Genomic DNA, 26566 nt, shown 5'->3' with positions numbered 1-26566 from the left:
TATTTATGACAGAGACAGTTAACGTGGTCGGTGCAGGTTTAGCTGGTTCAGAAGCTGCATACCAGCTTGCGCAACGAGGTATTAAAGTTAATTTAATTGAAATGCGTCCAGTAAAACAAACACCAGCCCACCATACAGATAAATTCGCGGAATTAGTTTGTTCGAACTCATTACGCGGCAACTCACTGACAAATGCGGTAGGTGTGTTAAAAGAAGAAATGCGTCGCTTAGATTCATTGATTATTAGAGCGGCTGATAATGCACGTGTGCCAGCTGGCGGTGCGTTAGCAGTAGATAGACATGACTTTGCGGGTTATATTACTGATACTTTGAAATCACATCCGAATATTACAGTTATCAATGAAGAAATTGAGAAAATCCCTGAAGGTTATACAATTATTGCGACAGGTCCATTAACGACAGAAGGGCTTGCGAAAGAAATTGTGGATATTACAGGTGAAGATCAACTTTACTTCTATGATGCGGCAGCACCGATTATCGAAAAAGATACGATTGATATGGATAAAGTCTATTTGAAGTCACGTTATGATAAAGGTGAAGCGGCTTACTTAAACTGCCCGATGACAGAAGAAGAGTTCGACCGTTTTTATGATGCGGTGTTGGAAGCGGAAGTTGCGCCGGTAAATGAATTTGAAAAAGAAAAATATTTCGAAGGCTGTATGCCATTTGAAGTAATGGCTGAGCGCGGACGTAAAACATTACTATTTGGGCCAATGAAACCTGTAGGATTAGAAGACCCTAAAACAGGTAAGCGTCCATTTGCGGTGGTTCAATTACGTCAAGATGACGCAGCAGGCACACTTTATAATATTGTCGGATTCCAGACACATTTAAAATGGGGTGCACAAAAAGAAGTTATCCGTTTAATCCCTGGTTTGGAAAATGTTGATATTGTACGTTATGGCGTTATGCACCGTAATACATTTATCAACTCACCGGATGTCTTAAGTGAAACATATCAACTTAAAGGACATGATCAAGTTTACTTTGCAGGTCAAATGACTGGTGTAGAAGGTTATGTGGAAAGTGCTGCCAGCGGTTTAGTGGCTGGTATCAATGTGGCGCATAAACTACAAGGCAAAGCAGAAGTGATTTTCCCGCGTGAAACAATGATCGGCAGTATGGCATATTATATTTCACATGCGAAGAACAATAAGAACTTCCAACCGATGAATGCAAACTTCGGTTTAGTGCCGTCACTTGAGAAAAGAATTAAAGATAAAAAAGAACGTTATGAGCAACAAGCGAATCGTGCTTTAACGTACTTAGAAAACTTTAAGCAAACATTGTGATAAATTATGAATATTTTGATAAAATAGATTTGTGTTTAGAAAACGTTTGCGGTTTCGAGACTTAAATCACTGCAGCTCCCTCTGTCTATATGCTACAATGCAAATGATGGAGGGGTTTTTATTGAATAAAATCCAAGATTCTTTTTTATACATGTTAAAGGTAGAACGCTTTTTTTCTAAACATACTTTGAAATCATATCACGACGATTTGATGCAGTTTAATTCTTTTTTAGAACAGGAGCATTTACAATTAAAATCTTTTGAATATAAGGATGCAAGAAATTATTTATCTTATTTATATTCAAAAGGCTTGAAAAGAACAACAGTTTCTCGTAAAATTTCAACGTTACGGTCTTTTTATGAATACTGGATGACGCAAGATGACACAGTAATAAATCCTTTTGTTCAACTTGTGCATCCAAAGAAAGAGCAATATTTGCCTCATTTTTTCTATGAAGAAGAAATGAGTGCATTATTTGAAACAGTTGAAGAAGATGAACATAAAGGCATGCGTGATCGTGTCATTTTAGAATTATTATATGGTACGGGCATTCGTGTTTCAGAATTAGTGAACATTAAGTTAGAGGATTTAGATTTAAATTCACCAGGTGTGAAAGTGCTTGGGAAAGGTAATAAAGAACGCTTTATTCCTTTTGGAAATATGTGCAGAGAGAGTATTGAACGTTATCTTTCAGAATTTCCTCCGCTCAAAAAAGCGTCTCATGATTATTTGCTTGTAAATATGAATGGGCGACCGATTACTGAACGGGGCGTTCGTTATGTGTTGAATGATATTGTGAAACGCACATCGGGCGTGACGGATATTCACCCGCATAAATTGAGACATACTTTTGCGACACATATGTTGAATGAAGGTGCGGATTTAAGAACAGTGCAATCTTTGCTTGGTCATGTCAATCTTTCAACGACAGGGCGATATACGCATGTTTCCAACCAACAATTGCGCAAAGTCTATTTAAATGCACATCCTCGAGCTAAAAAGGAGAAATAGGAATGAATAATTCAATTCATGCGACAACAATCTTTGCGGTCAGACAAAATGGTCATGCTGCAATGGCAGGCGACGGTCAAGTGACATTAGGACAACAAGTCATCATGAAACAAACAGCAAGAAAAGTTCGTAGACTGTATGATGGCAAAGTCTTAGCTGGCTTCGCTGGTAGTGTGGCAGATGCCTTTACACTTTTCGAAAAATTCGAAACTAAGTTGCAAGAATTCAGCGGTAATCTAGAACGTGCTGCAGTTGAACTTGCACAAGAGTGGAGAGGCGATAAACAGCTGAGACAACTTGAAGCAATGCTGATTGTGATGGACAAAAACGCAATATTAGTCGTCAGCGGTACAGGTGAAGTAATCGCACCTGATGATGATTTAATTGCGATTGGTTCAGGCGGCAATTATGCTTTAAGTGCTGGACGTGCTTTAAAACGTCATACAGACATGTCAGCAAAAGATATGGCTTATGCAAGTTTGAAAGTCGCTTCAGAAATTTGTGTTTTCACAAATGACAACATTATTGTCGAAGAATTATAAGTACAACGAAAATTAAGACAACATTATTTTTCCAAAACATTGGAAGAGGTAAATTATATATTGGAGGTTGATCAACGAATGGATGCTAGCGCAATCAAACTTACCCCAAGAGACATTGTATCGCGTTTGAATGAATACATTGTCGGTCAAGATGACGCTAAGAAGAAAGTAGCCATTGCTTTGAGAAACAGATATCGCCGAAGTCAGTTGGACGAAGAATTAAAACAAGAAATCGTTCCGAAAAACATTTTGATGATTGGTCCAACTGGTGTGGGTAAAACTGAAATCGCAAGAAGAATGGCCAAAATCGTCGGCGCACCATTTATTAAAGTTGAAGCAACTAAGTTCACAGAGGTAGGCTATGTTGGACGTGATGTTGAAAGCATGGTACGTGACTTGGTTGATGTTGCTGTCAGACTTGTTAAAGAAGCTAGAAAGGAACAAGTTAAAGACGAAGCGATTAAAAAAGCGAATGAAAAATTGGTTAAATTGCTCGTACCGAGTATGAAGAAAAAAGCGAACCAAAATGCAGGTAATCCTTTTGAATCATTATTCGGCGGAATGATGCCGAACTTTGGCAACCAAGATGAGGAAGATGAAGAACCGCCAACAGAAGACGTTAAAACAAAACGTTCTGAAATTCGCCGTCAATTATTAAATGGTGAATTAGAAGAAGAAAAAGTTCGTATCAAAGTTGAACAAGACCCAGGTGCAATGGGAATGTTAGGTACAAACCAAAACCAACAAGTTCAAGACATGATGAATCAATTGATGCCTAAGAAAAAAGTGGAGCGTGAAGTTCCAGTGAAAACTGCACGTAAAATTCTAGCTGATGATTATGCAGATGAATTAATCGATCATGAAACAGCAAACCAAGAAGCGCTAGAATTAGCAGAACAAATGGGCATTATCTTTATCGATGAAATTGATAAAGTAGCCAGCAATAATCATGCAGGCGGCCAAGACGTATCAAGACAAGGTGTACAACGTGACATCTTACCGATTGTCGAAGGCAGTGTCGTTCAAACGAAATATGGTAGTGTCAACACTGAACACATGCTCTTTATCGGAGCAGGTGCTTTCCATGTGTCAAAACCAAGTGATTTGATTCCTGAATTACAAGGACGTTTCCCAATTCGTGTTGAACTTGAAAGTTTATCAGTTGAAGATTTCGTGAATATTCTTAAAGAACCAAAACTTTCACTGATTAAACAATACGAAGCATTATTACAAACAGAAGAAGTAACGGTTAACTTCACAGACGAAGCGATTACGCGCTTAGCTGAAATTGCTTTCCAAGTTAACCAAGACACTGATAATATCGGTGCACGTCGACTTCATACGATTTTAGAAAAAATGCTGGAGGATCTTTCATACGAAGCACCTGGAATGCCGAATGCGGTGGTAGAGATAACAGCACAATATGTTGACGATAAATTGAAATCTATTTCTACAAACAAAGATTTAAGTGCATTTATCTTATAAACTTATAATTACAAATACAAAAGGAGAAGAAAAATGAGTTTACTTTCAAAAACAAGAGAATTGAATACACTGTTGCAAAAACATAAAGGAATTGCTGTAGATTTTAAAGACGTAGCGCGTAAAATTAGTGAGGTAACTGTAACTAATGTATTTATCGTTTCACGCAGAGGTAAAATCCTAGGAGCAAGCTTAAATGAATTGTTGAAAAACAGTCGAATCAATCAAATGTTGGAAGACCGCCATATTCCAAGTGAATATACTGAAAAATTAATGGACGTCAAACAAACAGAATCAAACATTGATATCGATGATGATTTATCTGTATTCCCTCCAGAAAACAGAGATGCGTTCATTGATAGTAAAACAACAATCTTCCCAGTATTAGGTGGTGGAGAACGTTTAGGTACTTTAGTACTTGGCCGTGTATCTGATGAGTTTAATGAAAACGACTTAGTACTAGGTGAATATGCAGCAACAGTATTAGGTATGGAAATCTTACGTGAAAAACACAGTGAAGTAGAACAAGAAGCACGTGATAAAGCAGCAATCAACATGGCGATCAATTCTTTATCATACTCAGAAAGAGAAGCAATCGAGCATATCTTTGAAGAATTAGGCGGTAAAGAAGGATTATTAATCGCATCTAAAGTTGCTGACCGTGTCGGCATCACGCGTTCAGTTATCGTAAATGCATTACGTAAACTTGAAAGTGCTGGTGTTATCGAGTCACGTTCACTTGGTATGAAAGGTACTTTCGTCAAAGTTAAAAAAGAACAATTCTTAGACGAATTAGAAAAAACAAAATAAGACGATAGAACGCTGACAACTTAAATTTTAAATATTGCTTTATTGACGGCAGTATGTTATATTTAATGACGGCTATAAAGCCGATAACACACATAAAGAGCTGAAATGTAATTGGTGCGATGTTATTGCGTCGTTATTACATGAGCTATTTATGGAGGAAAATAACCAAATTGGAGGATTTTAATCATGGCAGTAATTTCAATGAAACAATTGCTAGAAGCAGGTGTTCACTTCGGTCACCAAACACGCCGTTGGAACCCAAAAATGAAAAAATACATTTTCACTGAAAGAAATGGTATCTATATCATCGACTTACAAAAAACAGTGAAAAAAGTTGACGAAGCTTACAACTTCCTTAAACAAGTATCAGAAGATGGCGGTAAAGTCTTATTCGTAGGTACTAAAAAACAAGCTCAAGAATCAATTAAAAATGAAGCTGAGCGCGCTGGTCAATTCTACGTTAACCAAAGATGGTTAGGCGGAATCTTGACTAACTACAAAACAATCTCTAAACGAGTAAAACGTATTTCTGAAATTGAAAAAATGGAAGAAGACGGCTTATTCGAAGTATTACCTAAAAAAGAAGTAGTTGAAATCAAAAAAGAATACGACCGTTTAATCAAATTCTTAGGTGGTATTCGTGATATGAAATCAATGCCTCAAGCATTATTCGTAGTTGACCCTCGTAAAGAGCGCAACGCGATTGCTGAAGCACGTAAATTACACATCCCAATCGTAGGTATCGTTGATACTAACTGCGATCCAGATGAAATTGATTACGTAATTCCAGCAAACGATGATGCTATCCGTGCCGTTAAATTATTAACAGGCAAAATGGCTGATGCGATCTTAGAAGGACAACAAGGTGTTTCTAATGAAGAAGTAGCTGCTGAGCAAAACATCGACTTAAAAGAAGAAGATAAAGGCGAAGCAAAAGAAACTGAAGAAACTTCTGTTGAATCAAACTAAGAATAATTCAAAATGGGTGATAAGATATTGAGGCTTATCACCTTTTTTTAAAAATAATATGAATAAAAAGTAAAGCTTTTATTGAGTATGCGATGCATACTTGATAAGCGTATAAAAAATAAAGAATAATCAGAGTTTACGCGTTTAACGCGAGACAAATAGAGTTATAATTAGAGAGAGAACTGATATACTATATTTGACTGATTATATTATGTTATATAAATGGAGGAAAATTGAATGGCACAAATTACAGCTAAATTAGTTAAAGAATTGCGCGAAAGAACTGGCGCAGGTATGATGGATTGTAAAAAAGCATTAGTAGAAACTGATGGCGATATCGAAAAAGCAATCGACTACCTACGTGAAAAAGGTATTGCGAAAGCTGCTAAAAAAGCAGATCGTATTGCTGCTGAAGGTATGACTTATGTTGGAGTTAACGGTAACGATGCTGTAATCGTTGAAATCAACTCTGAAACTGACTTCGTAGCACGTAACGAAGGCTTCCAAGAGCTAGTTAAAGAAATCGCTAACCAAATTCTTGAAACTAAACCAGAATCAGTTGACGCATTGTTAGAAACTAAATTATCAACAGGTGACACTGTTAGCGAACGTATCAACAAAGCAATCTCAACAATCGGTGAAAAATTAAGCTTACGTCGTTTCGCAGTTAGAACTAAAGGCGACAACGATGCATTCGGTGCATACGAACATATGGGCGGCCGTATCAGTGTATTAACAGTAGTTGAAGGTACAACTGACGAAGAAGCTGCTAAAGATGTTGCAATGCATATTGCTGCTATCAATCCTAAATATGTTTCTTCTGACCAAGTAAGCCAAGAAGAACTTGCACACGAAAAAGAAGTATTAAAACAACAAGCATTAAATGAAGGTAAACCAGAAAAAATCGTTGAAAAAATGGTTGAAGGCCGTTTACGCAAATATTTACAAGAAATTTGCGCAGTTGACCAAGACTTCGTTAAAAACCCTGATGTTACTGTTGAAGAATTCCTTAAATCAAAAGGCGGTAAATTAACTGACTTTGTACGCTATGAAGTAGGCGAAGGATTAGAAAAACGTGACGAAAACTTTGCTGACGAAGTTAAAGGACAAATGAAATAATAATCTATTAAAATGTTGAACAAGAAAGAAGACACCCTTGTATATCTATATAAATGCACACATTTGTATCGGACGTACCTCAATGTGTCTTCTTTACTTGTATCACATACATATTTTTACTATAGAGAGGATAAGAAAATGGCTGAAACTTCTAAATACAATCGCGTTGTCTTGAAATTGAGCGGAGAAGCACTAGCAGGAGAAAAAGGATTCGGAATTAATCCAATCATCATTAAAAGTGTTGCAAAACAAATTGCAGAAGTCGTAGAATTGGACTGTGAAATCGCAGTTATCGTTGGAGGTGGCAACATCTGGAGAGGTAAAACTGGCAGTGATTTAGGTATGGATCGCGGGACAGCTGACTACATGGGTATGTTAGCAACAGTTATGAATGCATTAGCACTCCAAGACAGTTTAGAACAACTTGACTGTGATACACGTGTTTTAACATCAATCGAAATGAAACAGGTCGCTGAACCTTATATTAGACGTCGTGCAATCAGACACCTAGAGAAAAAACGTGTTGTAATTTTTGCTGCGGGTATTGGCAACCCTTACTTCTCAACAGATACAACAGCTGCATTACGCGCAGCTGAAGTAGAAGCTGATGTAATTTTAATGGGTAAAAATAATGTTGACGGTGTTTACTCAGCTGATCCAAAAGTTGATAAAGACGCAGTTAAATATGAGCATTTGACATACATTCAAATGTTACAAGAGGGTCTTCAAGTCATGGACTCAACTGCCGCTTCATTCTGTATGGACAACAACATTCCGTTGAATGTGTTCTCTATTTCAGAAGAGGGTAATATTAAGCGTGCGGTATTAGGCGAAGAAATCGGAACAACTATAACTAAATAATTTTATAAATTTGAGGTGTAAGAAAGATGAGTGACATTTTAAGCGAAACGAAATCAAGAATGAAAAAATCTATCGAGAGTTTATCACGCGAATTTGCGACAGTTAACGCAGGTCGTGCAAACTCTAACTTATTAGCTAGTGTAAATGTTGATTACTATGGTGCACCAACACCTGTACAACAATTAGCAAGCATCAACGTACCTGAACCACGTTTATTAGTAGTATCACCTTATGACAAATCATCAATCTCTGAAATTGAGCGTGCAATCAACGCAGCAAACTTAGGTGTTAACCCTACAAGTGATGGTGAAGTGATTCGTATTACAGTACCTGCTTTAACTGAAGAACGTCGTAAAGAATTAGTAAAAGACGTTAAGAAAATGGCTGAAAATGCGAAAGTATCTGTACGTAATATTCGTCGTGACAGCAATGATGAATTGAAAAAAGACGAAAAAAATGGGGATATCTCAGAAGATGAATTACGTTCAGCAACAGAACAAGTTCAAAAAATCACTGATGATTCTATTAAAGAAATTGAAAAAGTATTAGATGAAAAAGAAAAAGACATTATGGCTGTCTAATCATCTAAACAGATTTAAGCAAGACAGTGTTTAAATCACTTATTAAAACTGTACCAACTCAGACTTTGGTACAGTTTTTTAATTGTTCTATTCATTGCGTTTAACGAGTGTGATAAAATGATAGATAATTGCATGAATAATCTATTATAATGTAACAGAGATAGATTGAGCTCGGAGGATAGACCATGTTTAAAAAGCTAAGAAATAAGAATCGTTCTGAAACTGAAACGAACCATTCAGAATTAGATTTACATAACATACCCGAACATATAGCGATTATCATGGATGGTAATGGCCGTTGGGCGAAGAAACGTAAAATGCCAAGAATCAAAGGGCATTATGAGGGAATGCAAACCATTAAGAAAATCACAAGAGCAGCAAATGATATTGGTGTAAAGTATTTAACGCTCTACGCCTTTTCAACTGAAAATTGGTCCCGTCCTGAACAAGAGGTAAATTATATTATGAATTTACCAGTGAATTTCCTTAAGACTTTTTTACCTGAATTAATTGAAAAAGATGTCAAAGTTGAAACTATCGGATTTACAGATGATCTGCCGGCATCAACGTTAAAAGCAATTAATCACGCGAAAGAAAAGACAGCACATAATCAAGGACTTAAATTGATTTTTGCGATTAATTACGGTGGAAGAGCAGAAATCGTAGACAGTGTTCGTCGAATGTTTGATGATATGCAGAAACAAGGATATAATAGCGAGGATATCACTGAAAGTATGATGAATCAGTATTTAATGACAAGTCAGTATCCTGATCCTGAATTATTGATTCGCACATCTGGGGAACAACGTATCAGCAATTTCTTAATATGGCAGATTTCATATAGTGAATTTATATTTGACCAGAAATTGTGGCCTGATTTTGATGAACAAGAATTGTATGATTGTATTAAGATATATCAAAAAAGACAACGTCGCTTCGGCGGGCTATTATAATTTAAGGTAGGAATTTAATATGAGAGTAAGAACGGTCACGGCTATTATTGCCTTAATCATCTTTTTACCGATATTAATTATCGGTGGTCAAGTACTGATGTACTTTTCATTTTTACTAGCGTTTATCGCTTTAAAAGAATTACTAAATATGAATAAAATCCGTTTTATTTCTATACCAGGGATTATCAGTGCACTTGGGCTCGTCATTATTATGTTGCCGCAAGATTTAGGTTCATTAGTCCCTGCTATACAGTTGAAGGGACTTGTAATCATGAGTTTCGTGGTACTAAGTTATACGGTTATGTCTAAGAACCGCTTCAGCTTCATCGACGCAGCCTTCTGCTTAATGTCTGTTGCATATGTCGGCATCGGCTTCATGTACTTATATGAAACACGTGAAGCAGGACTTGCCTTCATTTTATATGCTTTCTTAGTCGTATGGACAACAGATACAGGGGCTTACTTATTTGGACGCAGTATCGGTAAACATAAATTATGGCCGGTTATCAGTCCGAATAAAACGATTGAAGGTTTTATCGGCGGCGTGCTATGCAGCTTGTTGGTACCGATCATTATGCAGATGTTTATTGAATTCCCAGTCAACATTTTCGTTATGATGGTTGTAACGGTTGTATTAAGTATGTTCGGACAACTTGGCGACTTAGTTGAATCAGGATTCAAACGTCACTTTGGTGTGAAAGACTCAGGTAAAATATTACCAGGACATGGTGGTATTCTCGATCGCTTCGACAGCTTTATGTTCGTATTACCGCTATTAAATATTTTACTTTTACAAAACTAAAAATGTGAGGCATGCGGTTATGCAAACAAAGAAACAGCGTTTGCTTAAGGCATGCCTCATTTTTGTAACATCGTATATTTGTTGTATGTTCGCATGATTTTCATTAAAATGATTTTATAAAATGTTACCGTCACATGTATCTTGTTTAAGCAAGTTTTACATATTTGATGGACCAATTAATTAAATAGGAGTGGCCCAATTTTGCTAATAACTATACTATCTTTTATTATCGTATTCGGCGTATTAGTCTTCGTGCATGAGTTCGGTCACATGTTCTTCGCGAAGCGTGCAGGGATTATGTGTCCTGAATTTGCGATAGGCATGGGACCGAAAATATTCAGTTTCAGAAAGAATGAAACGTTATATACTATCCGTTTATTACCCGTCGGCGGTTATGTCCGTATGGCAGGGGACGGTTTAGAAGAACCGCCTGTAGAACCAGGTATGTCAGTTAAGATTAAATTAAATGATCAAGATGAAATTACGCATATCTTGTTAGATGATCAACATAAATTCCAACAAGCAGAAGTCATTGAAGTGAAGAAAATTGACTTCAAAGATGAAATGTATTTAGAAGGTATTACCTCTTATGATGACGAACGCCATCGTTTTTATATTGCGAAAGAAGCATATTTTGTAGAAAATGGTTCGTTAATCCAAATTGCACCACGTAATCGTCAATTGGTACATAAGACACCATGGCAAAAATTCTTAACATTGTTTGCGGGACCATTATTCAACTTCTTGCTTGCGATTGTGATTTTTATCGGATTAGCATATTACCAAGGCACACCGAATAATGTGGTGAAACAAGTCGCGGATAATACACCAGCACAAGAAATCGGTTTGAAGCCTGGTGATAAAATTGAACAAATCGGTGATAAAAAAATTGAGAACTTTAAAGATATCACAAAAGCTTTAGAAGATAATAAAGGTCAAAAAGTTTCAATTCAATATGAGCGTGACGGTCACCAAAAATCAGCTGAATTCAAACCTAAAAAAGTCGTTGAGAAGTTAACCAAACTGACATCTCAAACACGCTATATCTTAGGTTTCCAACCTGATAAAGACCATAGCTCTCTGATTGCGCCGCTTACAACAGGTGTAGAGCAATTCTTCAAAGCAGGAACGATTATTTTCACAGCAATTGTGTCTATGATAGGCAGTATCTTTACAGGTGGATTTTCATTCGACATGTTGAATGGACCTGTCGGTATTTACCATAATGTTGATACTGTGGTGAAAACTGGTATCATTAACTTGATAGCATGGACAGCTATGTTAAGTGTGAACTTAGGTTTAATGAACCTATTACCAATTCCAGCATTAGACGGCGGAAGAATTCTGTTCGTTATTTATGAAGCGATTTTCAGAAAGCCCGTCAACAAAAAAGCGGAAGCCTACATTATTGGTGCAGGTGCTATATTTGTAGTAATTATTATGATATTAGTGACATGGAATGACATACAACGTTATTTCTTATAGGAAATGGAGGAGCTCAGTTTTATGAGACAGTCAAAAGTATTTATACCAACGTTAAGAGAGGTGCCAGCGGAAGCTGAAGCCTTAAGTCATCGATTACTGTTAAAAGCAGGATTGATTAAACAAAGTACAAGTGGAATTTATAGTTATTTACCACTTGCGACACGTGTATTAAATAATATTACATCAATTATCAGAGAAGAAATGGAGAAAATTGATGCGGTAGAAATCTTAATGCCGGCATTACAACCTTCAGAATTATGGGAAGAGTCAGGACGTTGGGAAGCTTATGGCAGTGAATTGATGCGTCTGACTGATCGTAATGGTCGTCAATTCGCGTTAGGACCAACACATGAAGAAGTCGTCACATCATTAGTACGTGATGAATTGAAATCTTATAAGCAATTACCTTTAACACTATTCCAAATTCAATCTAAATTCAGAGATGAAAAGCGTCCGCGTTTCGGTTTATTACGCGGTCGTGAATTCATTATGAAAGATGCGTATTCATTCCATGCGGATGAAGCGTCATTAGATGAGACATACAATGATATGTATGATGCATATGGCCGTATCTTTAAGCGTGCGGGTATTAACGCACGTCCAGTTGTCGCAGATTCAGGCGCAATCGGCGGCAGCCATACTCATGAATTTATGGCGTTAAGTGAAATCGGTGAAGATACAATTGTTTACAGTGAAAACAGCGACTACGCTGCTAATATTGAAAAAGCAGAAGTTGTGTATGAGCCAAAAGCACACGATGAAGCTTTACTGGAATTAGAAAAGGTTGAAACACCAAATGCGCATACAGCACAAGAAGTGGCAGATTTCTTAAATCGCCCACTAGATCAAATTACGAAATCAATGGTATTCAAAGTGGATGGCGAATTTGTGATTGTCTTAGTACGTGGCCATCATGAAGTGAATGACGTAAAATTAAAAGCTTACTTCGGTACAGACAATATTGAACTTGCGAGCCAAGATGAAATTATCAACTTAGTGGGTGCGAACCCAGGTTCAATCGGACCTATTCAAGAAAAAGGCATCAAAGTATATGCGGATAATTTCGTACAAGAAATTCCTAATATTGTCGTTGGTGCCAATGAAGATGGTTACCATTATGTGAATGCGAATCCAGAACGTGACTTTAACGTAGAGGCGTTCGGAGACTTCCGCTTCATCTTAGAAGGTGAACTGCTCAGCGATGGTTCAGGCGAAGCTAAATTCGCAGAAGGTATCGAAGTTGGACAAGTCTTCAAACTCGGCACAAAATACTCTGAATCTATGAATGCGACATTCTTAGATAACCAAGGTAAAGCACAACCATTAATCATGGGATGCTATGGTATCGGGGTTTCAAGAACATTAAGTGCGATTGTAGAACAAAACAATGATGACAATGGTATTATCTGGCCTAAATCAGTGACACCATTTGAAGTACACTTAATTACGATTAATCCTAAGAAAGATGATCAAAGAGAACTTGGTGATGAGTTATACCAAGCACTTCAAGCATCATTTGAAGTCTTATACGATGATCGTAAAGAACGTGCAGGTGTTAAATTCAACGATGCTGACTTAATCGGTTTACCAGTACGTGTTGTAGTTGGTAAACGTGCGGCAGAAGGTATTGTTGAAGTGAAACGTCGTGACAATGGAGAAAGCGAAGAAGTTGCGGCAGCAGATTTAGTGAATTACGTGAAAGATTTATACGAACAGATTTAATTTTATAAATCAACAAGCCGAAGTGCTCTGACTGCACTTCGGCTTTTTACATAGCGAAAAATTCAGTTTGCTCATTTTAAGTATTACTGGAAATTTGGTATAATATTTTAGAACTTCAGAACAGAGATGAAAATCAACCGCGTTGTCAAACGTGGTTCCATTTTTTCTATACTCAAAAGGGCATGCACCTTTTTAAATAAATTAAAATTCTCCCTAACCGTATGAACGATGTAATTAATGACTAAGGTGGTAATGGTCTTGGCAATGACAAATCAAGAAAAATTTAAAGTGTTAGCTGATCAGATTAAAATTGCGAATCAGCTCGAACCAGATATTATAGAAAACAGTGAATTAAACCGCATTGATGTCTCTCAAAAAGAGCGGACATGGTTATTTCAAATTACACTGCCTCGCTTTTTAACTTATGAAGACTACATGTTATTTACCCACGCTTTGATTGAAGAATTTAAAGAGATTGCGACTGTAGATTGGCATTTTGTTGTTCAAGATACAAGAAACCAAGATGAGTTTGCGATGAAATACTTCAACCATTGTATTGAACAGACGAGATTGTCACCCAAAGTAAAAGGACAATTAAGACAAAAACGTCTGATTACTTCAGGTAATGTCTTAAAAGTGATGGTTTCAAATGATATTGAACGTGATTATTTCCATAAAGCGTGTAACGGCAGCTTAGTCAAAGCATACCAACAATGCGGCTTTGATGTGAATAAGATTGTCTTTGAAACAGACACGTCTGAACATGATAATGATTTAGCTTCATTAGAAGCACATATTCAAGAAGAAGATCAACAAAGCGCAAGAGAAGCAACTGAAAAATTAGAACGTATGAAAGCTGAAAAAGCTAAGCAACAAGATAATAACGAAAGTGCTGTTGATAAATGTCAAATCGGTAAACCAATCCAAGTGGATAACGTCAGACCGATTGAATCTATTATTGAAGAAGAATTCAAAGTGGCGATTGAAGGCGTTATCTTTGATATGAATATCAAAGAACTAAAAAGTGGTCGTCACATCGTAGAATTAAAAGTAACAGATTACACAGACTCACTCGTACTAAAAATGTTTACACGTAAAAACAAAGACGATTTAGAACATTTCAAAGCGTTAAGTGTCGGTAAATGGGTACGTGCCCAAGGCCGTATTGAAGAAGATACTTTCGTACGTGATTTAGTCATGATGATGTCTGATATTGAAGAAATTAAGAAAACACCAAAACTTGATAAAGCAGAAGATAAGCGTGTGGAATTACATCTGCATACAGCGATGAGTCAAATGGACGGTATTAATCAAATCGGTGATTATGTGGCACAAGCTGCGAAATGGGGACATCCTGCCATCGCAGTAACGGACCATAATGTCGTTCAAGCTTATCCAGATGCGTTCAGTGCTGCTGAAAAGCATGGCATTAAAATGATTTACGGTATGGAAGGTATGCTGGTCGATGATGGTGTACCGATTGCATACAATCCGACTGACCGTAATCTTAAAGACGCGACTTATGTGGTATTTGACGTTGAGACGACTGGTTTATCAAACCAATACGACAAAATTATCGAGTTAGCCGCTGTAAAAGTCCATGATGGTGAAATCATTGATAAGTTCGAACGTTTCAGTAATCCGCATGAGCGTTTATCTGAAACTATCAAGAATTTGACGCACATCTCAGATGAAATGTTAGTTGATGCTCCTGAAATTGATGATGTATTAACAGAATTCAAAGAATGGGTCGGAGATGCGATTTTCGTTGCCCATAACGCATCCTTCGATATGGGCTTCATTGATACTGGCTATGAACGTGCAGGTTTAGGCCATTATACAAATGGTGTTATCGATACTTTAGAATTATCACGTACGATAAATACAGAATTTGGTAAACATGGTTTGAACTTCTTAGCCAAAAAATATGGTGTTGAACTGACACAACATCACCGTGCCATCTATGATACAGAAGCTACGGCTTATATTTTTATTAAAATGTTGAAACAAGTGGATGAACTCGGTGTTAAAAATCATCAAGATATCAACCAATCACTATCAAACGAAGATGCTTATAAACGTGCACGTCCAAGTCATGTGACGATTTTAGTTCAAAACCAAACAGGTTTAAAAAACTTATTCAAGATTGTCAGTGAATCTTTAGTGACGTATTACTATCGTACACCGAGAATTCCACGTTCATTATTAGATGAGTACCGTGAAGGTTTATTAATCGGTTCAGCATGTGATGAAGGTGAAGTCTTTACTGCGGTAATGCAGAAAGACCAATCACAAGTTGAACATATTGCGAAATATTATGACTATATAGAAGTACAACCGCCTGCGTTATACCAAGATTTAATCGATCGTGAATTGATTCGTGATAATGAAACTATGATTGAGATTTATCAACGTTTGCTTGAAGCGGGTAAAGCAGTCAATGTGCCAGTGGTTGCGACAGGTAATGTGCATTACTTAAATGAACATGATGCGATTGCACGTAAAATCTTAATCGCGTCTCAACCAGGTAACCCATTAAATCGTTCTACGTTACCTGAAGCACATTTCAGAACGACAGATGAAATGTTAGATGCATTCCATTTCTTAGGTGAAGAGAAAGCGAAAGAAATTGTCGTTGATAATACACAAGCACTAGCTGATCGTATTGAACGTGTTGTACCGATTAAAGACAAATTGTATACACCTAATATGGATGGTGCGAATGAAGAGATTCGTGAAATGAGTTATGCGAATGCGCGTAAATTATATGGTGATGATTTACCACAAATTGTTATTGATCGTCTTGAAAAAGAATTAGAAAGTATTATTGGTAACGGATTCGCTGTTATCTACTTGATTTCGCAACGTTTGGTTAAGAAATCACTCAACGATGGTTACTTAGTAGGTTCACGTGGTTCTGTCGGCTCAAGCTTCGTTGCGACAATGACTGAAATTACCGAAGTGAATCCATTGCCGCCGCACTACATTTGTCCAAAATGTAAGAAGAGCGAGTTCTTTAATGACGGTTCCGTCGGTTCTGGTTTCGACTTGCCAGATAAGACATGTGAATGTGGTGCTGAAATGATTAAAGAAGGCCAAGATATTCCTTTCGAAACATTCTTAGGCTTCAAAGGTGACAAAGTACCAGATATTGACTTGAACTTCAGTGGTGAGTATCAACCTGAAGCACATAACTACACGAAAGTCTTATTCGGTGAAGATAAAGTATTCCGTGCCGGAACTATCGGTACAGTCGCAGAGAAAACTGCATTCGGTTATGTCAAAGGTTATTTAAATGACCAAGGTATTCATAAACGTGGTGCTGAAATTGACCGTTTAGTTAAAGGTTGTACTGGTGTTAAACGTACAACAGGCCAACACCCTGGCGGTATCATTGTAGTACCTGATGATATGGATATTTATGACTTTACTCCGATTCAATATCCAGCGGATGACCAATCATCAGCTTGGATGACAACGCACTTCGACTTCCACTCCATTCATGACAACGTCTTGAAACTAGATATTCTTGGGCACGATGATCCGACGATGATTCGTATGCTTCAAGATTTATCAGGCATTGATCCGAAAACAGTGCCGGTCGATGACAAAGAAACAATGCGTATTTTCAGTACACCAGAATCCTTAGGTGTCACAGAAGAAGATATTTTATGTAAGACAGGGACATTCGGTGTACCAGAATTCGGTACAGCGTTCGTTCGTCAAATGTTAGAAGATACGAAACCGACAACATTCTCTGAACTCGTTCAGATTTCTGGATTATCCCATGGTACTGACGTATGGTTAGGCAATGCCCAAGAATTAGTACGTTCAGGTACATGTGATCTATCTGGAGTTATCGGTTGTCGTGACGATATCATGGTGTATTTAATGTATGCCGGATTAGAACCATCATTAGCCTTCAAAATTATGGAGGCAGTACGTAAAGGTAAAGGCCTGCAAGAAGAATGGGAAGAAATTATGAAAGAGAATAATGTACCGGATTGGTATTTAGACTCATGTAAGAAAATCAAGTACATGTTCCCGAAAGCCCATGCGGCAGCATACGTATTAATGGCGGTACGTATCGCTTACTTCAAAGTGCATTATCCGTTATATTACTATGCGTCTTACTTTACTGTTCGTGCATCAGACTTTGACTTATTAACCATGATCAAAGATAAAGAAGGTATCAAAGCGGCAGTGAAAGATATGTATTCTAAATACATGGAACTTGGCAAGAAAGAAAAAGACGTTTTAACTGTGCTTGAAATCATGAACGAAATGGCGCATCGCGGTTTCCGTATGCAGCCGATCAGTTTAGAAAAGAGTCAGGCATTTGAATTTATTATTGAAGGCGATACATTGATTCCACCGTTTATTGCGGTGCCAGGTCTAGGTGAAAACGTAGCGAAACGTATTGTTGAAGCGCGTAATGAAGGACCGTTCTTATCTAAAGAAGACTTGAATAAGAAAGCGGGTCTTTCTCAAAAAGTCATTGAGTATTTAGATGATTTAGGTTCATTACCTGGTTTACCTGATAAAGCACAATTATCAATTTTTGATATGTAATGCTTAAAAAGTGTCAACTGTGCTACAATTGGCATTTAAAGATGTACTGTGTTATAATCATAGTGCGTAAAAAATGAACTTTAGTCACGAAGAGTGGGGTTTACCCGCTCTTTTCTATTTGTATAAAGGAGGTCAGCATGAGTAAAATTACTGAACAAATCGAAACAATTATTCAACCGGTTTTAGATGAACTGAATTTTGAACTCGTGGATATTGAATTCACAAAAGAAGGTAGAGACCGCTATCTTAGAATCTCTATTGATAAAGAGGGCGGCGTTGATTTAAATGATTGCACATTAGCATCAGAAAAAATCAGCGCAGCAATGGATGAAGCAGATCCGATTGAACAAATGTATTACCTAGACGTTGCGTCACCAGGTGCTGAGCGTCCTATCAAAGACGATAAGGCGTTTCGTAATGCAGTCAATCAACCTGTATTTGTCACTCTTTATGCGCCGGTTGAAGGTGCTAAAGAATGGTTAGGTGTCTTGCAGTTAGTAGATGACGAGTCAGTTGTGATCGAAGTGCAAGTCAAATCAAAGAAAAAGCAAGTTGAAATCCCAAGAAATAAAATTGCTAAAGCACGTCATGCAGTTTTGATTTAACGTGAGTAGGAGGATTTAACCGTGTCAAATGAATTAATATTAGCAGTAGAATATTTGGAAAAAGAAAAGAAAATTCCTAGAGAAGTACTAATCGATGCGATTGAAGCAGCATTGATTACTGCTTATAAAAAGAACTATGAATCTTCACGTAATGCACGTGTGGAATTGAATATGGACGAAGGTACGTTCAAAGTTATCGCACGTAAAGAAGTCGTAGAAGAAGTATTTGATGACCGCGATGAAGTGGACATCAGTACAGCGTTGGTGAAAAACCCAGCATATGAAATCGGTGATATCTACGAAGAAGATGTTACACCGAAAGACTTCGGCCGTGTGGGTGCACAAGCAGCAAAACAAGCTGTGATGCAACGTTTGCGCGATGCTGAAAGAGAAATTCTTTATGATGAATTTATCGATAAAGAAGAAGATATCATGACTGGTATCATCGACAGAGTCGATCACAGATATGTGTATGTTAACTTAGGACGCACTGAAGCGGTATTATCTGAAGCTGAAAGAAGTCCAAATGAAAGTTACATTCCAAATGAACGTATCAAAGTATACGTTAATAAAGTAGAACAAACGACAAAAGGTCCTCAAATCTATGTATCACGTAGTCATCCTGGCTTATTGAAACGTTTGTTTGAAGAAGAAGTACCTGAAATTTATGATGGTACTGTTGTGATTAAATCAGTTGCACGTGAAGCGGGCGACCGTTCAAAAATCAGTGTCTACTCTGAGAATGATGATATTGATGCTGTCGGCGCATGTGTAGGTGCAAAAGGTGTCCGTGTTGAAGCGATTGTTGAAGAGCTTGGCGGAGAAAAAATTGATATCGTACAATGGAATGAAAATCCTAAAGTCTTTGTGAAAAACGCATTAAGCCCTTCACAAGTTTTAGAAGTAATTGTAGACGAAGACAATCAATCTACAACAGTAGTCGTTCCTGATTATCAATTATCACTAGCTATCGGTAAACGTGGTCAAAACGCACGTTTAGCAGCGAAATTGACAGGTTGGAAAATCGATATTAAATCTGAAACAGATGCACGTGAAGCAGGTATCTACCCAGTGCCAGAACAAGACGAAGTTGAAGAAACACCAATCGAAGAAGATCTTTCTGAAGATGTGGTAGTGGCACAAGTAGAAGAAGTACCTGAAGTTGAGGAAGTTGAAGATGTTGAAGTAGAAGAAGCGGAAGACATTGAAGCAGCTGAATCAGAAGAAGACGAAGCTTCAGAAGAAACAGAAGCTAAAAAAGACGTAGAAGAATAATTTGGAGTGAATGCCTTTATGAAGAAAAAGAAGATTCCAATGAGAAAGTGTATACTTTCAAATGAAATGCGTCCCAAAAACGATATGATTCGTGTGGTTATAAACAAAGAAGGTGAAATTTCTGCAGATGCGACAGGTAAGAAACCTGGACGTGGTGCGTACGTTTCTAAAGATGTAGCACTTGTAGAAAAAGCACAGCAAAAAGGGATTTTAGAGAAGTTCTTTAATGCTGATGCTGAAACTTTAGAGCCTGTCTATAAAGAAATCATACGTCTCATTTACAGAGAAGAGATTCCAAAATGAATAAGAGCAACATCTTGAATTTTTTAGGATTGGCAATGCGGGCTGGCAAGGTTAAAAGTGGTGAGTCGGTTATTCTGACAGAAATCAAAAAGCGAAAAACATCGTTAGTGATTCTGTCTGAGGATGCGTCATCGAGGACAACCAAAGAAATCAGTCAAAAATGTGAGAGTTATCACGTTCCGTTGCGTATATTCGGTACAAGAGAAGAGTTAGGCCAAGCACTTGGCAAATCTTCTCGCGTGAATATAGCTATAATGAATAACGGTTTTGCCAAAAAGCTATTATCAATGATAGATGAATAACGTAAGGAGTGATTATATGAGTAAAAAGAGAATTTACGAGTATGCAAAAGATTTAAAATTAAAAAGTAAAGATGTTATTGATGAATTGAAGAAGATGAATGTTGAGGTGTCTAACCACATGCAAGCGTTAGAACCGAATGAAATCAAAGAGTTGGATAAAAAATTCAAACCAAATTCATCTAAAGATAAGCAAAACGATAAAGCTGCTCAAAATAATCACAAAAAACATCAAAACAATAATAAAGATAAAAATAATAATAACAACAATAATAGCGGTAATGCTAAAAAGAATAATAAAAAAGGCAACAAGAACCACAACAAAAATAATAATAAAAACAACAACAAACATAAGAAAAACAATAATCAAAAACCAGCACCAGAACAACCGAAAAAAGAAATGCCAGAAAAAATTACTTATTTAGAAGGTATTACGGTTGGCGAATTAGCTGACAAAATGAATATTGAGTCATCAAGTATCGTTAAGAAATTATTCTTACTTGGTATTATGGCAAACATTAACCAATCATTAGACGATGAAACAATTGAGTTAATCGCTGATGATTATGGTGTAGAAGTAGAAAAAGAAGTAGTCATTGACGAAGAAGACTTAGATATCTACTTCGATGATGAAGAAGAAGATCCGGATGCAATTGAGCGTCCAGCAGTTGTAACAATCATGGGACACGTTGACCATGGTAAAACAACGCTACTTGACTCAATCAGAAATACACATGTGACACAAGGTGAAGCGGGCGGTATCACACAACATATCGGTGCTTACCAAATCACAAATGACGGCAAAAAAATCACTTTCTTAGATACACCTGGACACGCAGCCTTCACTACTATGCGTGCACGTGGTGCGCAAGTCACTGATATCACTATCTTAGTGGTTGCAGCAGACGATGGTGTTATGCCTCAAACAATTGAAGCGATTAACCATGCAAAAGAAGCAGATGTGCCGATTATCGTAGCGGTAAACAAAATTGATAAACCAACAGCAAACCCTGATCGTGTTATGCAGGAATTAACTGAACATGGTTTATTCCCTGAAGACTGGGGAGGCGACACAATCTTCGTACCACTTTCAGCATTAAGCGGTGACGGTATTGAAGACCTATTAGAAATGATTGTCTTAGTATCAGAAGTACAAGAATTAAAAGCGAACCCAGACAAACGTGCTGTCGGTACAGTTATTGAAGCTGAATTAGACAAATCACGTGGTCCTGCGGCATCATTATTAGTTCAAAATGGTACGTTGCATGTGGGAGATGCTATTGTAGTAGGTAATACGTTCGGTCGTATCCGTGCAATGGTGAATGATTTAGGTCAACGTATCAAATCAGCTGGTCCATCAACACCGGTTGAAATTACTGGTATTAATGATGTACCACAAGCCGGTGACCGCTTCGTTGTCTTCTCAGACGAAAAACAAGCACGTAGAATCGGTGAAGCACGTCATGAAGAAAGCATCTTACAACAACGTCAAGAAAGCAAAAACGTTTCATTAGACAACTTGTTCGAACAAATGAAACAAGGTGAAATGAAAGACCTTAACGTAATCATCAAAGGTGACGTACAAGGTTCAGTAGAAGCATTAGCAGCTTCACTTATGAAAATTGATGTTGAAGGTGTTAACGTTCGTATCATCCATACAGCAGTGGGTGCAATCAACGAATCTGACGTTACACTTGCGAATGCTTCAAACGGTATTATCATCGGCTTCAACGTACGTCCTGACTCTGGTGCGAAACGTGCAGCTGAACAAGAAAATGTAGACTTACGTTTACACCGTGTTATCTACGACGTAATCGAAGAAATTGAATCAGCGATGAAAGGTATGCTTGACCCTGAATACGAAGAAAAAGTTATCGGACAAGCTGAAGTTCGTCAAACATTCAAAGTTTCTAAAGTCGGTACAATCGCAGGATGTTATGTAACTGAAGGTAAAATCACACGTAACGCAGGAGTACGCGTCATCCGTGACGGTATTGTCATCTTCGAAGGTAAACTTGATACGTTAAAACGTTTCAAAGACGATGCGAAAGAAGTGGCAAAAGGTTACGAGTGCGGTATCACAATTGAAAAATACAACGACTTAAAAGTTGACGATATTATCGAAGCATACGAAATGGTTGAAATCCAACGTTAAACTTGATAATTTAGATAAAAGCACTTCCTTAAGCGGGAGTGCTTTTTCGTATGATTAAGGGAATACTATCATAAATATAATTGGGAGGTGTATGTATGATGGTTAACAATATTTGGTTTAATCTTGCGAGTCAGGACTTAGACAAAAGCAAGAAGTTTTATCAAAATATCGGCTTTGAGATTATGGAACGTCCGGAACAAGAGGGCAAGATGTTCGGTATCAAAGCAAAAAAAGGCTCTCCGATAATGATTGTAGCCATGAAATACTTTGAATCATATATTCATCGCGTACCTTATGGTAATGATGCGTTGATTTCACTTTCGGTTGATACAAAAGAAGAAGCACATCAACTTAAAGAAGATGTACAGAGTTTCGGAGGTAAAATTATCGATCAACCTAAAGAACGTGATGGTTTTTATGGCTTCACATTTGAAGATATTGATGGGCATTTCTTCAACATTCTAGTTTTTGATGAATAAAAATCATAAAACATATTAAATATCCAATCTGATGATAGTCTCAGCACTGTATTCAGATTGGATTTTTTTATTTTAAAACAGATTGACCTCTATAAGAACTGGGTTTGTAAATGTATTGTAAAGTTTCAATAAAAACCATAAAACTTATTGAAATAGGCTTTGTATAGGCATATGATTAAATTGAAATTATACATAATTTTTAACAAGTTGTGGGAAGTTGAATTTAATATCGCTACAGCAATCTATTTTATAATCTAGAAGGTGAACAGCTATGAAAACAATCTTTGGACACAGGGGTGTACCAAGTGTCGCACCAGAGAACACGTTAGCATCTTATCATGCCGCAGCAGAAATTCCTGAACTGCAATGGATTGAAGTCGATGTCGGAATTACTGCAGATGAACAATTAATAATGATTCATGATGATTATTTAGATCGTACAACTTCAATGACAGGAGAAATCAGTGAAACCTTATTTAAAGATATCCAACAAGCGAGTGCAGGTTATTGGTTCCATCCAAAATTCAAAGAAGAAAAAGTTCTAACTTTCGATGAATTTATTGATTTTGTGAATGCCTCTCAACTAAATGTCAATATTGAACTAAAAGGTATTACAGGTAATCATGGACCAAAATTAGCTAAATCATTAATTAAACAGTTAGTTGAAGCAATGCCGAAATTTAGTCCTGAAGTAGAAATATTATTTTCTAGTTTTAATATTCCATTGCTTAAAGCAGTTCAAGAAGCACTTCCTCAATATCCTAGAGCGGTACTCTATGAAATGTGTGCATTTTATGAAGATTGGCGTACAGTTTTAGATTTTTGTGATACACATATTTTGCATTTGGAAGATATTGATTTGACTGAAGCGTTAGTCAGACGTATCAAAGATGATGGTTATATTTTAAATGTATATACTGTGAATGATGTAGCTAGAGTGAACCAACTCTTTAACTTTGGTGTGGATGGTGTGTTTACTGACTATCCGCAAAAATTAGTACATTTGCAAGAATCACTTTGACATAGGCCGCAACTAGGAGGAAAAACAACATGAATTGGCTGATGCATAAACTAGGATTGAAAAATGCGAGACAACTGGCAGGATACCTTTCTGTTGTCACTGCAGGACAAATTATTTATTCAGGATTCGAAGCTTTTAAAGGTACGTTTTATCACCAACTCTTGCAGGTACTGCATGTTAATAATGCGGAACTTGGTGTGATTTTTAGTTTAATCGGGTTATCAATGTTCTTCTATATTCCAGGTGGATGGATCAATAATAGATTCTCGATTCGTTCTTTACTCATCACGGGGATGTCAATTCGTTTTATTACGATGTGTATCGTGATTTTCTTGAATCCAAGCTTTACGATATTAAAAGTGATCGCAGTCATTTGGGGGTTAGTTGAAGCGTTCTTCTGACCTGCAGTATTGAATGGGGTAGTTTTCTTCACTGATCGTGAACATAGAGGTTTAGGTTTTGGATTATTAGAATCCATTCGCCGTGCACAAGAAATGTTGATGAACTTATTACTTGTAGCCATTATGGCTGCGGTGAGTGGCGTCGTCGTATTAAAAGGCGGTATGTTAGCCTATAACTTATTATTAATCCCGATGATTATTTTAATATGGAAATTTGTACCGAAAAATGGGATTGCGGCTGATGAATCGCATAATCAAGAAACAGGTTATAAATCTGCGAAAGCTTTAAAAGGGTTATTGTATGTGTTAACACAACCAAAAGTGTGGTTAGCCGCGATTACCGCAATGTCAGTATATTGGGGCTATATTATTTTGATATACACTGTACCTTACTTACAAAGTGTTTATCATTTAACAACAGCACAAACTGCATTTTTCGGTGTAATCAATACAGCATTGATGGGGGTTATCGCAGGTGTTATTGCGGGAATGATTTCGGACTTTGTCTTTAAATCTTCAGCGAAAATGATTGGTGTAGCATTACTCGCATCAACAGTTATTTTAATCATTATTGTATACTTTAAAATCGGAACACAGTTAAGTATTGTCTTATTAGTAATCTTGTCATTAACGACATTCTTATCAAAAAGTGTATTGCTTGCGCCAATTTCAGAATTGAAATTACCTGAAGATTTTTCAGGGTCTGCAATGAGTGTCGGTTCGTTTTTAGCGTATGCGCCAGTCTTTTGGGTGTATCAATTAAATGGTAATTTACTGGATGCATTTAAAGGACATGAAGCTGTTGCCTACCAAATGATTTTTAAAATTGGTATTGTGGTCGCATTATGTGGTGCAGTTTCAGCATTAGTATTAACGTATTTGATGAAACGTTCACGACAACGAGAAGTTCAATAATGAAATGAAATTTAAAAATGAAACGACTAAAAATAACATAATAGTGATTGAATTATTTTTAGTATGAATAAGAAATTTTAACCCAAGTACTTTAAACGCTTGATACAGCTATAAAGTGCTTGGTTTTATTTTTGAAGGAGACTATTATTTTTAAAAAGTATGTGTTCATTTCTGAAATGTAAAGATTGTTTTGAAATGATATCTTATACGTTTACGCAAAATTAATATGCTTAACTGTTTCTTAACATGTTGCGCGTGTCATATTGATTAATTGTTCAATATAAAGGGAAAAGTTTTGTAAAAGGGACGATTATAGTTTATAATCTTGGATTGAACTCAATCGTTCATTGTTGAAATAAAGAGGTGAAACACACATGAGTAAAATGAGAGCAGAACGCGTTGGTGAACAATTAAAACAAGAGTTGATGGATATTATCAACAATAAAGTTAAAGACCCGAGAATCGGATTTTTAACTATCACTGACGTACAAGTGACAAACGATTTATCTCAAGCTAAAGTCTACTTAACAGTATTAGGTAAAGAAAAAGAAGTAGACGATACGTTTAAAGCGTTAGAAAAAGCACGAGGCTTTATTAAAGCGGAATTAGGTTCAAGACTTCGTCTAAGAACAATTCCAGAATTATATTTCGAATATGATCACTCAATCGAGTACGGTAATAAAATCGAAAGAATGATTCAAGATCTTCATAAAAATGACTAATTAAATGAAGTTATGGGCAGCTATGCAAGTGCATAGCTGCTCAGACTGTCGACAAAGTCCTACGGACTTGTCGGCATTTTTTATTTTTTAACATTTTACATAATAACCTTTTCCCCATTTCTTGTATAATGATAGTAATAAGATAATGAGGTGATAGTATGCTAAATA

General features: G+C 36.9%; 22 protein-coding genes and 1 pseudogene. All 23 read left to right on the top strand.

What is annotated here, in order from left to right; genetic code table 11:
* Positions 1 to 5 precede the first annotated feature (5 nt).
* The 23 genes and pseudogenes from trmFO (at position 6) to rbfA (ending at position 26398) form a co-directional block, all read left to right on the top strand.
* Entirely contained in the window at positions 6 to 1313 is a 1308-nt protein-coding gene (trmFO, locus tag KRR19_RS00115; RefSeq protein WP_002480689.1) for an FADH(2)-oxidizing methylenetetrahydrofolate--tRNA-(uracil(54)-C(5))-methyltransferase TrmFO, read from the top strand.
* 121 nt (positions 1314 to 1434) lie between these two features.
* On the top strand, positions 1435 to 2325 hold the full coding sequence (xerC, locus tag KRR19_RS00110; protein WP_070626625.1) for a tyrosine recombinase XerC: 891 nt from the start codon (positions 1435 to 1437) through the stop codon (positions 2323 to 2325).
* Positions 2326 to 2327: 2 nt separating this feature from the next.
* Positions 2328 to 2867 (top strand): ATP-dependent protease subunit HslV, encoded by a 540-nt coding sequence (gene hslV / locus KRR19_RS00105; protein WP_023015696.1) that lies wholly within the window; start codon positions 2328 to 2330, stop codon positions 2865 to 2867.
* Positions 2868 to 2945: 78 nt separating this feature from the next.
* Positions 2946 to 4352, top strand: coding sequence for an ATP-dependent protease ATPase subunit HslU (gene hslU, locus KRR19_RS00100; RefSeq protein WP_156666893.1), 1407 nt, complete (start codon positions 2946 to 2948; stop codon positions 4350 to 4352).
* Between the two features lie 33 nt (positions 4353 to 4385).
* Positions 4386 to 5159: a GTP-sensing pleiotropic transcriptional regulator CodY gene (gene codY, locus KRR19_RS00095; RefSeq protein WP_216733386.1), complete on the top strand. Its 774-nt coding sequence runs from the start codon at positions 4386 to 4388 to the stop codon at positions 5157 to 5159.
* A 186-nt stretch (positions 5160 to 5345) separates the two neighbouring features.
* Positions 5346 to 6128, top strand: a complete 783-nt coding sequence (rpsB, locus tag KRR19_RS00090) for a 30S ribosomal protein S2 (RefSeq protein WP_002480694.1) — start codon at positions 5346 to 5348, stop codon at positions 6126 to 6128.
* A 237-nt stretch (positions 6129 to 6365) separates the two neighbouring features.
* Positions 6366 to 7247: a translation elongation factor Ts gene (gene tsf, locus KRR19_RS00085; RefSeq protein ID WP_002480695.1), complete on the top strand. Its 882-nt coding sequence runs from the start codon at positions 6366 to 6368 to the stop codon at positions 7245 to 7247.
* Between the two features lie 138 nt (positions 7248 to 7385).
* Entirely contained in the window at positions 7386 to 8108 is a 723-nt protein-coding gene (gene pyrH / locus KRR19_RS00080; protein WP_002480696.1) for a UMP kinase, read from the top strand.
* A 26-nt stretch (positions 8109 to 8134) separates the two neighbouring features.
* The gene (gene frr / locus KRR19_RS00075) at positions 8135 to 8689 is read left to right on the top strand and encodes a ribosome recycling factor (RefSeq protein WP_023015695.1); all 555 of its coding nucleotides are present in this window, start codon (positions 8135 to 8137) and stop codon (positions 8687 to 8689) included.
* A gap of 185 nt (positions 8690 to 8874) precedes the next feature.
* Positions 8875 to 9642: an undecaprenyl pyrophosphate synthase gene (locus tag KRR19_RS00070; protein WP_002480698.1), complete on the top strand. Its 768-nt coding sequence runs from the start codon at positions 8875 to 8877 to the stop codon at positions 9640 to 9642.
* A 19-nt stretch (positions 9643 to 9661) separates the two neighbouring features.
* On the top strand, positions 9662 to 10444 hold the full coding sequence (locus KRR19_RS00065) for a phosphatidate cytidylyltransferase (protein WP_002480699.1): 783 nt from the start codon (positions 9662 to 9664) through the stop codon (positions 10442 to 10444).
* A gap of 201 nt (positions 10445 to 10645) precedes the next feature.
* Positions 10646 to 11929, top strand: coding sequence for an RIP metalloprotease RseP (gene rseP / locus KRR19_RS00060; protein WP_002480700.1), 1284 nt, complete (start codon positions 10646 to 10648; stop codon positions 11927 to 11929).
* Between the two features lie 21 nt (positions 11930 to 11950).
* Positions 11951 to 13651 carry a proline--tRNA ligase gene (locus tag KRR19_RS00055; protein ID WP_156666895.1) on the top strand — a complete coding sequence of 567 codons (1701 nt, stop codon included), beginning with the start codon at positions 11951 to 11953 and terminating at the stop codon, positions 13649 to 13651.
* A gap of 264 nt (positions 13652 to 13915) precedes the next feature.
* Positions 13916 to 18223: a PolC-type DNA polymerase III gene (locus KRR19_RS00050; protein ID WP_105978763.1), complete on the top strand. Its 4308-nt coding sequence runs from the start codon at positions 13916 to 13918 to the stop codon at positions 18221 to 18223.
* Positions 18224 to 18360: 137 nt separating this feature from the next.
* Positions 18361 to 18828, top strand: coding sequence for a ribosome maturation factor RimP (rimP, locus tag KRR19_RS00045; RefSeq protein ID WP_156666896.1), 468 nt, complete (start codon positions 18361 to 18363; stop codon positions 18826 to 18828).
* Positions 18829 to 18849: 21 nt separating this feature from the next.
* The gene (nusA, locus tag KRR19_RS00040) at positions 18850 to 20103 is read left to right on the top strand and encodes a transcription termination factor NusA (RefSeq protein ID WP_002480704.1); all 1254 of its coding nucleotides are present in this window, start codon (positions 18850 to 18852) and stop codon (positions 20101 to 20103) included.
* Positions 20104 to 20121: 18 nt separating this feature from the next.
* Entirely contained in the window at positions 20122 to 20406 is a 285-nt protein-coding gene (rnpM, locus tag KRR19_RS00035) for an RNase P modulator RnpM (protein WP_057509824.1), read from the top strand.
* Positions 20403 to 20708, top strand: coding sequence for a YlxQ family RNA-binding protein (locus KRR19_RS00030; RefSeq protein WP_216733385.1), 306 nt, complete (start codon positions 20403 to 20405; stop codon positions 20706 to 20708). Before rnpM ends, KRR19_RS00030 begins: the two co-directional genes overlap by 4 nt.
* Positions 20709 to 20724: 16 nt before the next feature.
* Positions 20725 to 22860, top strand: a complete 2136-nt coding sequence (gene infB / locus KRR19_RS00025) for a translation initiation factor IF-2 (RefSeq protein WP_023015689.1) — start codon at positions 20725 to 20727, stop codon at positions 22858 to 22860.
* 95 nt (positions 22861 to 22955) lie between these two features.
* A complete protein-coding gene (locus KRR19_RS00020) occupies positions 22956 to 23339 on the top strand; it encodes a VOC family protein (RefSeq protein WP_002480708.1) in 384 nt (127 codons plus the stop codon).
* Positions 23340 to 23610: 271 nt separating this feature from the next.
* Positions 23611 to 24360 (top strand): glycerophosphodiester phosphodiesterase family protein, encoded by a 750-nt coding sequence (locus KRR19_RS00015; protein ID WP_207021282.1) that lies wholly within the window; start codon positions 23611 to 23613, stop codon positions 24358 to 24360.
* Positions 24361 to 24389: 29 nt separating this feature from the next.
* A pseudogene (locus tag KRR19_RS00010) lies at positions 24390 to 25676 on the top strand (MFS transporter).
* 374 nt (positions 25677 to 26050) lie between these two features.
* A complete protein-coding gene (gene rbfA / locus KRR19_RS00005; protein ID WP_002480711.1) occupies positions 26051 to 26398 on the top strand; it encodes a 30S ribosome-binding factor RbfA in 348 nt (115 codons plus the stop codon).
* The last annotated feature ends 168 nt before the right edge of the window (positions 26399 to 26566 follow it).

Origin of the sequence: Staphylococcus sp. CWZ226, from assembly GCF_018986355.1 — a bacterium.
GTDB lineage: Bacteria > Bacillota > Bacilli > Staphylococcales > Staphylococcaceae > Staphylococcus > Staphylococcus simulans.
The sequence above is the reverse complement of the archived record's forward strand: the minus strand, read 5'-3'. Positions and strand labels throughout refer to the sequence as shown.

Excerpts from the sequence above, each read along its gene's own strand:
- trmFO (WP_002480689.1), top strand. The coding sequence starts at position 6 with ATGACAGAGACAGTTAACGTGGTCGGTGCAGGTTTAGCTGGTTCAGAA.
- hslV (WP_023015696.1), top strand. The coding sequence starts at position 2,328 with ATGAATAATTCAATTCATGCGACAACAATCTTTGCGGTCAGACAAAAT.
- hslU (WP_156666893.1), top strand. The coding sequence starts at position 2,946 with ATGGATGCTAGCGCAATCAAACTTACCCCAAGAGACATTGTATCGCGT.
- codY (WP_216733386.1), top strand. The coding sequence starts at position 4,386 with ATGAGTTTACTTTCAAAAACAAGAGAATTGAATACACTGTTGCAAAAA.
- rpsB (WP_002480694.1), top strand. The coding sequence starts at position 5,346 with ATGGCAGTAATTTCAATGAAACAATTGCTAGAAGCAGGTGTTCACTTC.
- tsf (WP_002480695.1), top strand. The coding sequence starts at position 6,366 with ATGGCACAAATTACAGCTAAATTAGTTAAAGAATTGCGCGAAAGAACT.
- pyrH (WP_002480696.1), top strand. The coding sequence starts at position 7,386 with ATGGCTGAAACTTCTAAATACAATCGCGTTGTCTTGAAATTGAGCGGA.
- frr (WP_023015695.1), top strand. The coding sequence starts at position 8,135 with ATGAGTGACATTTTAAGCGAAACGAAATCAAGAATGAAAAAATCTATC.
- KRR19_RS00070 (WP_002480698.1), top strand. The coding sequence starts at position 8,875 with ATGTTTAAAAAGCTAAGAAATAAGAATCGTTCTGAAACTGAAACGAAC.
- KRR19_RS00065 (WP_002480699.1), top strand. The coding sequence starts at position 9,662 with ATGAGAGTAAGAACGGTCACGGCTATTATTGCCTTAATCATCTTTTTA.
- KRR19_RS00055 (WP_156666895.1), top strand. The coding sequence starts at position 11,951 with ATGAGACAGTCAAAAGTATTTATACCAACGTTAAGAGAGGTGCCAGCG.
- KRR19_RS00050 (WP_105978763.1), top strand. The coding sequence starts at position 13,916 with ATGACAAATCAAGAAAAATTTAAAGTGTTAGCTGATCAGATTAAAATT.
- rimP (WP_156666896.1), top strand. The coding sequence starts at position 18,361 with ATGAGTAAAATTACTGAACAAATCGAAACAATTATTCAACCGGTTTTA.
- rnpM (WP_057509824.1), top strand. The coding sequence starts at position 20,122 with ATGAAGAAAAAGAAGATTCCAATGAGAAAGTGTATACTTTCAAATGAA.
- KRR19_RS00030 (WP_216733385.1), top strand. The coding sequence starts at position 20,403 with ATGAATAAGAGCAACATCTTGAATTTTTTAGGATTGGCAATGCGGGCT.
- infB (WP_023015689.1), top strand. The coding sequence starts at position 20,725 with ATGAGTAAAAAGAGAATTTACGAGTATGCAAAAGATTTAAAATTAAAA.
- KRR19_RS00020 (WP_002480708.1), top strand. The coding sequence starts at position 22,956 with ATGATGGTTAACAATATTTGGTTTAATCTTGCGAGTCAGGACTTAGAC.
- KRR19_RS00015 (WP_207021282.1), top strand. The coding sequence starts at position 23,611 with ATGAAAACAATCTTTGGACACAGGGGTGTACCAAGTGTCGCACCAGAG.
- rbfA (WP_002480711.1), top strand. The coding sequence starts at position 26,051 with ATGAGTAAAATGAGAGCAGAACGCGTTGGTGAACAATTAAAACAAGAG.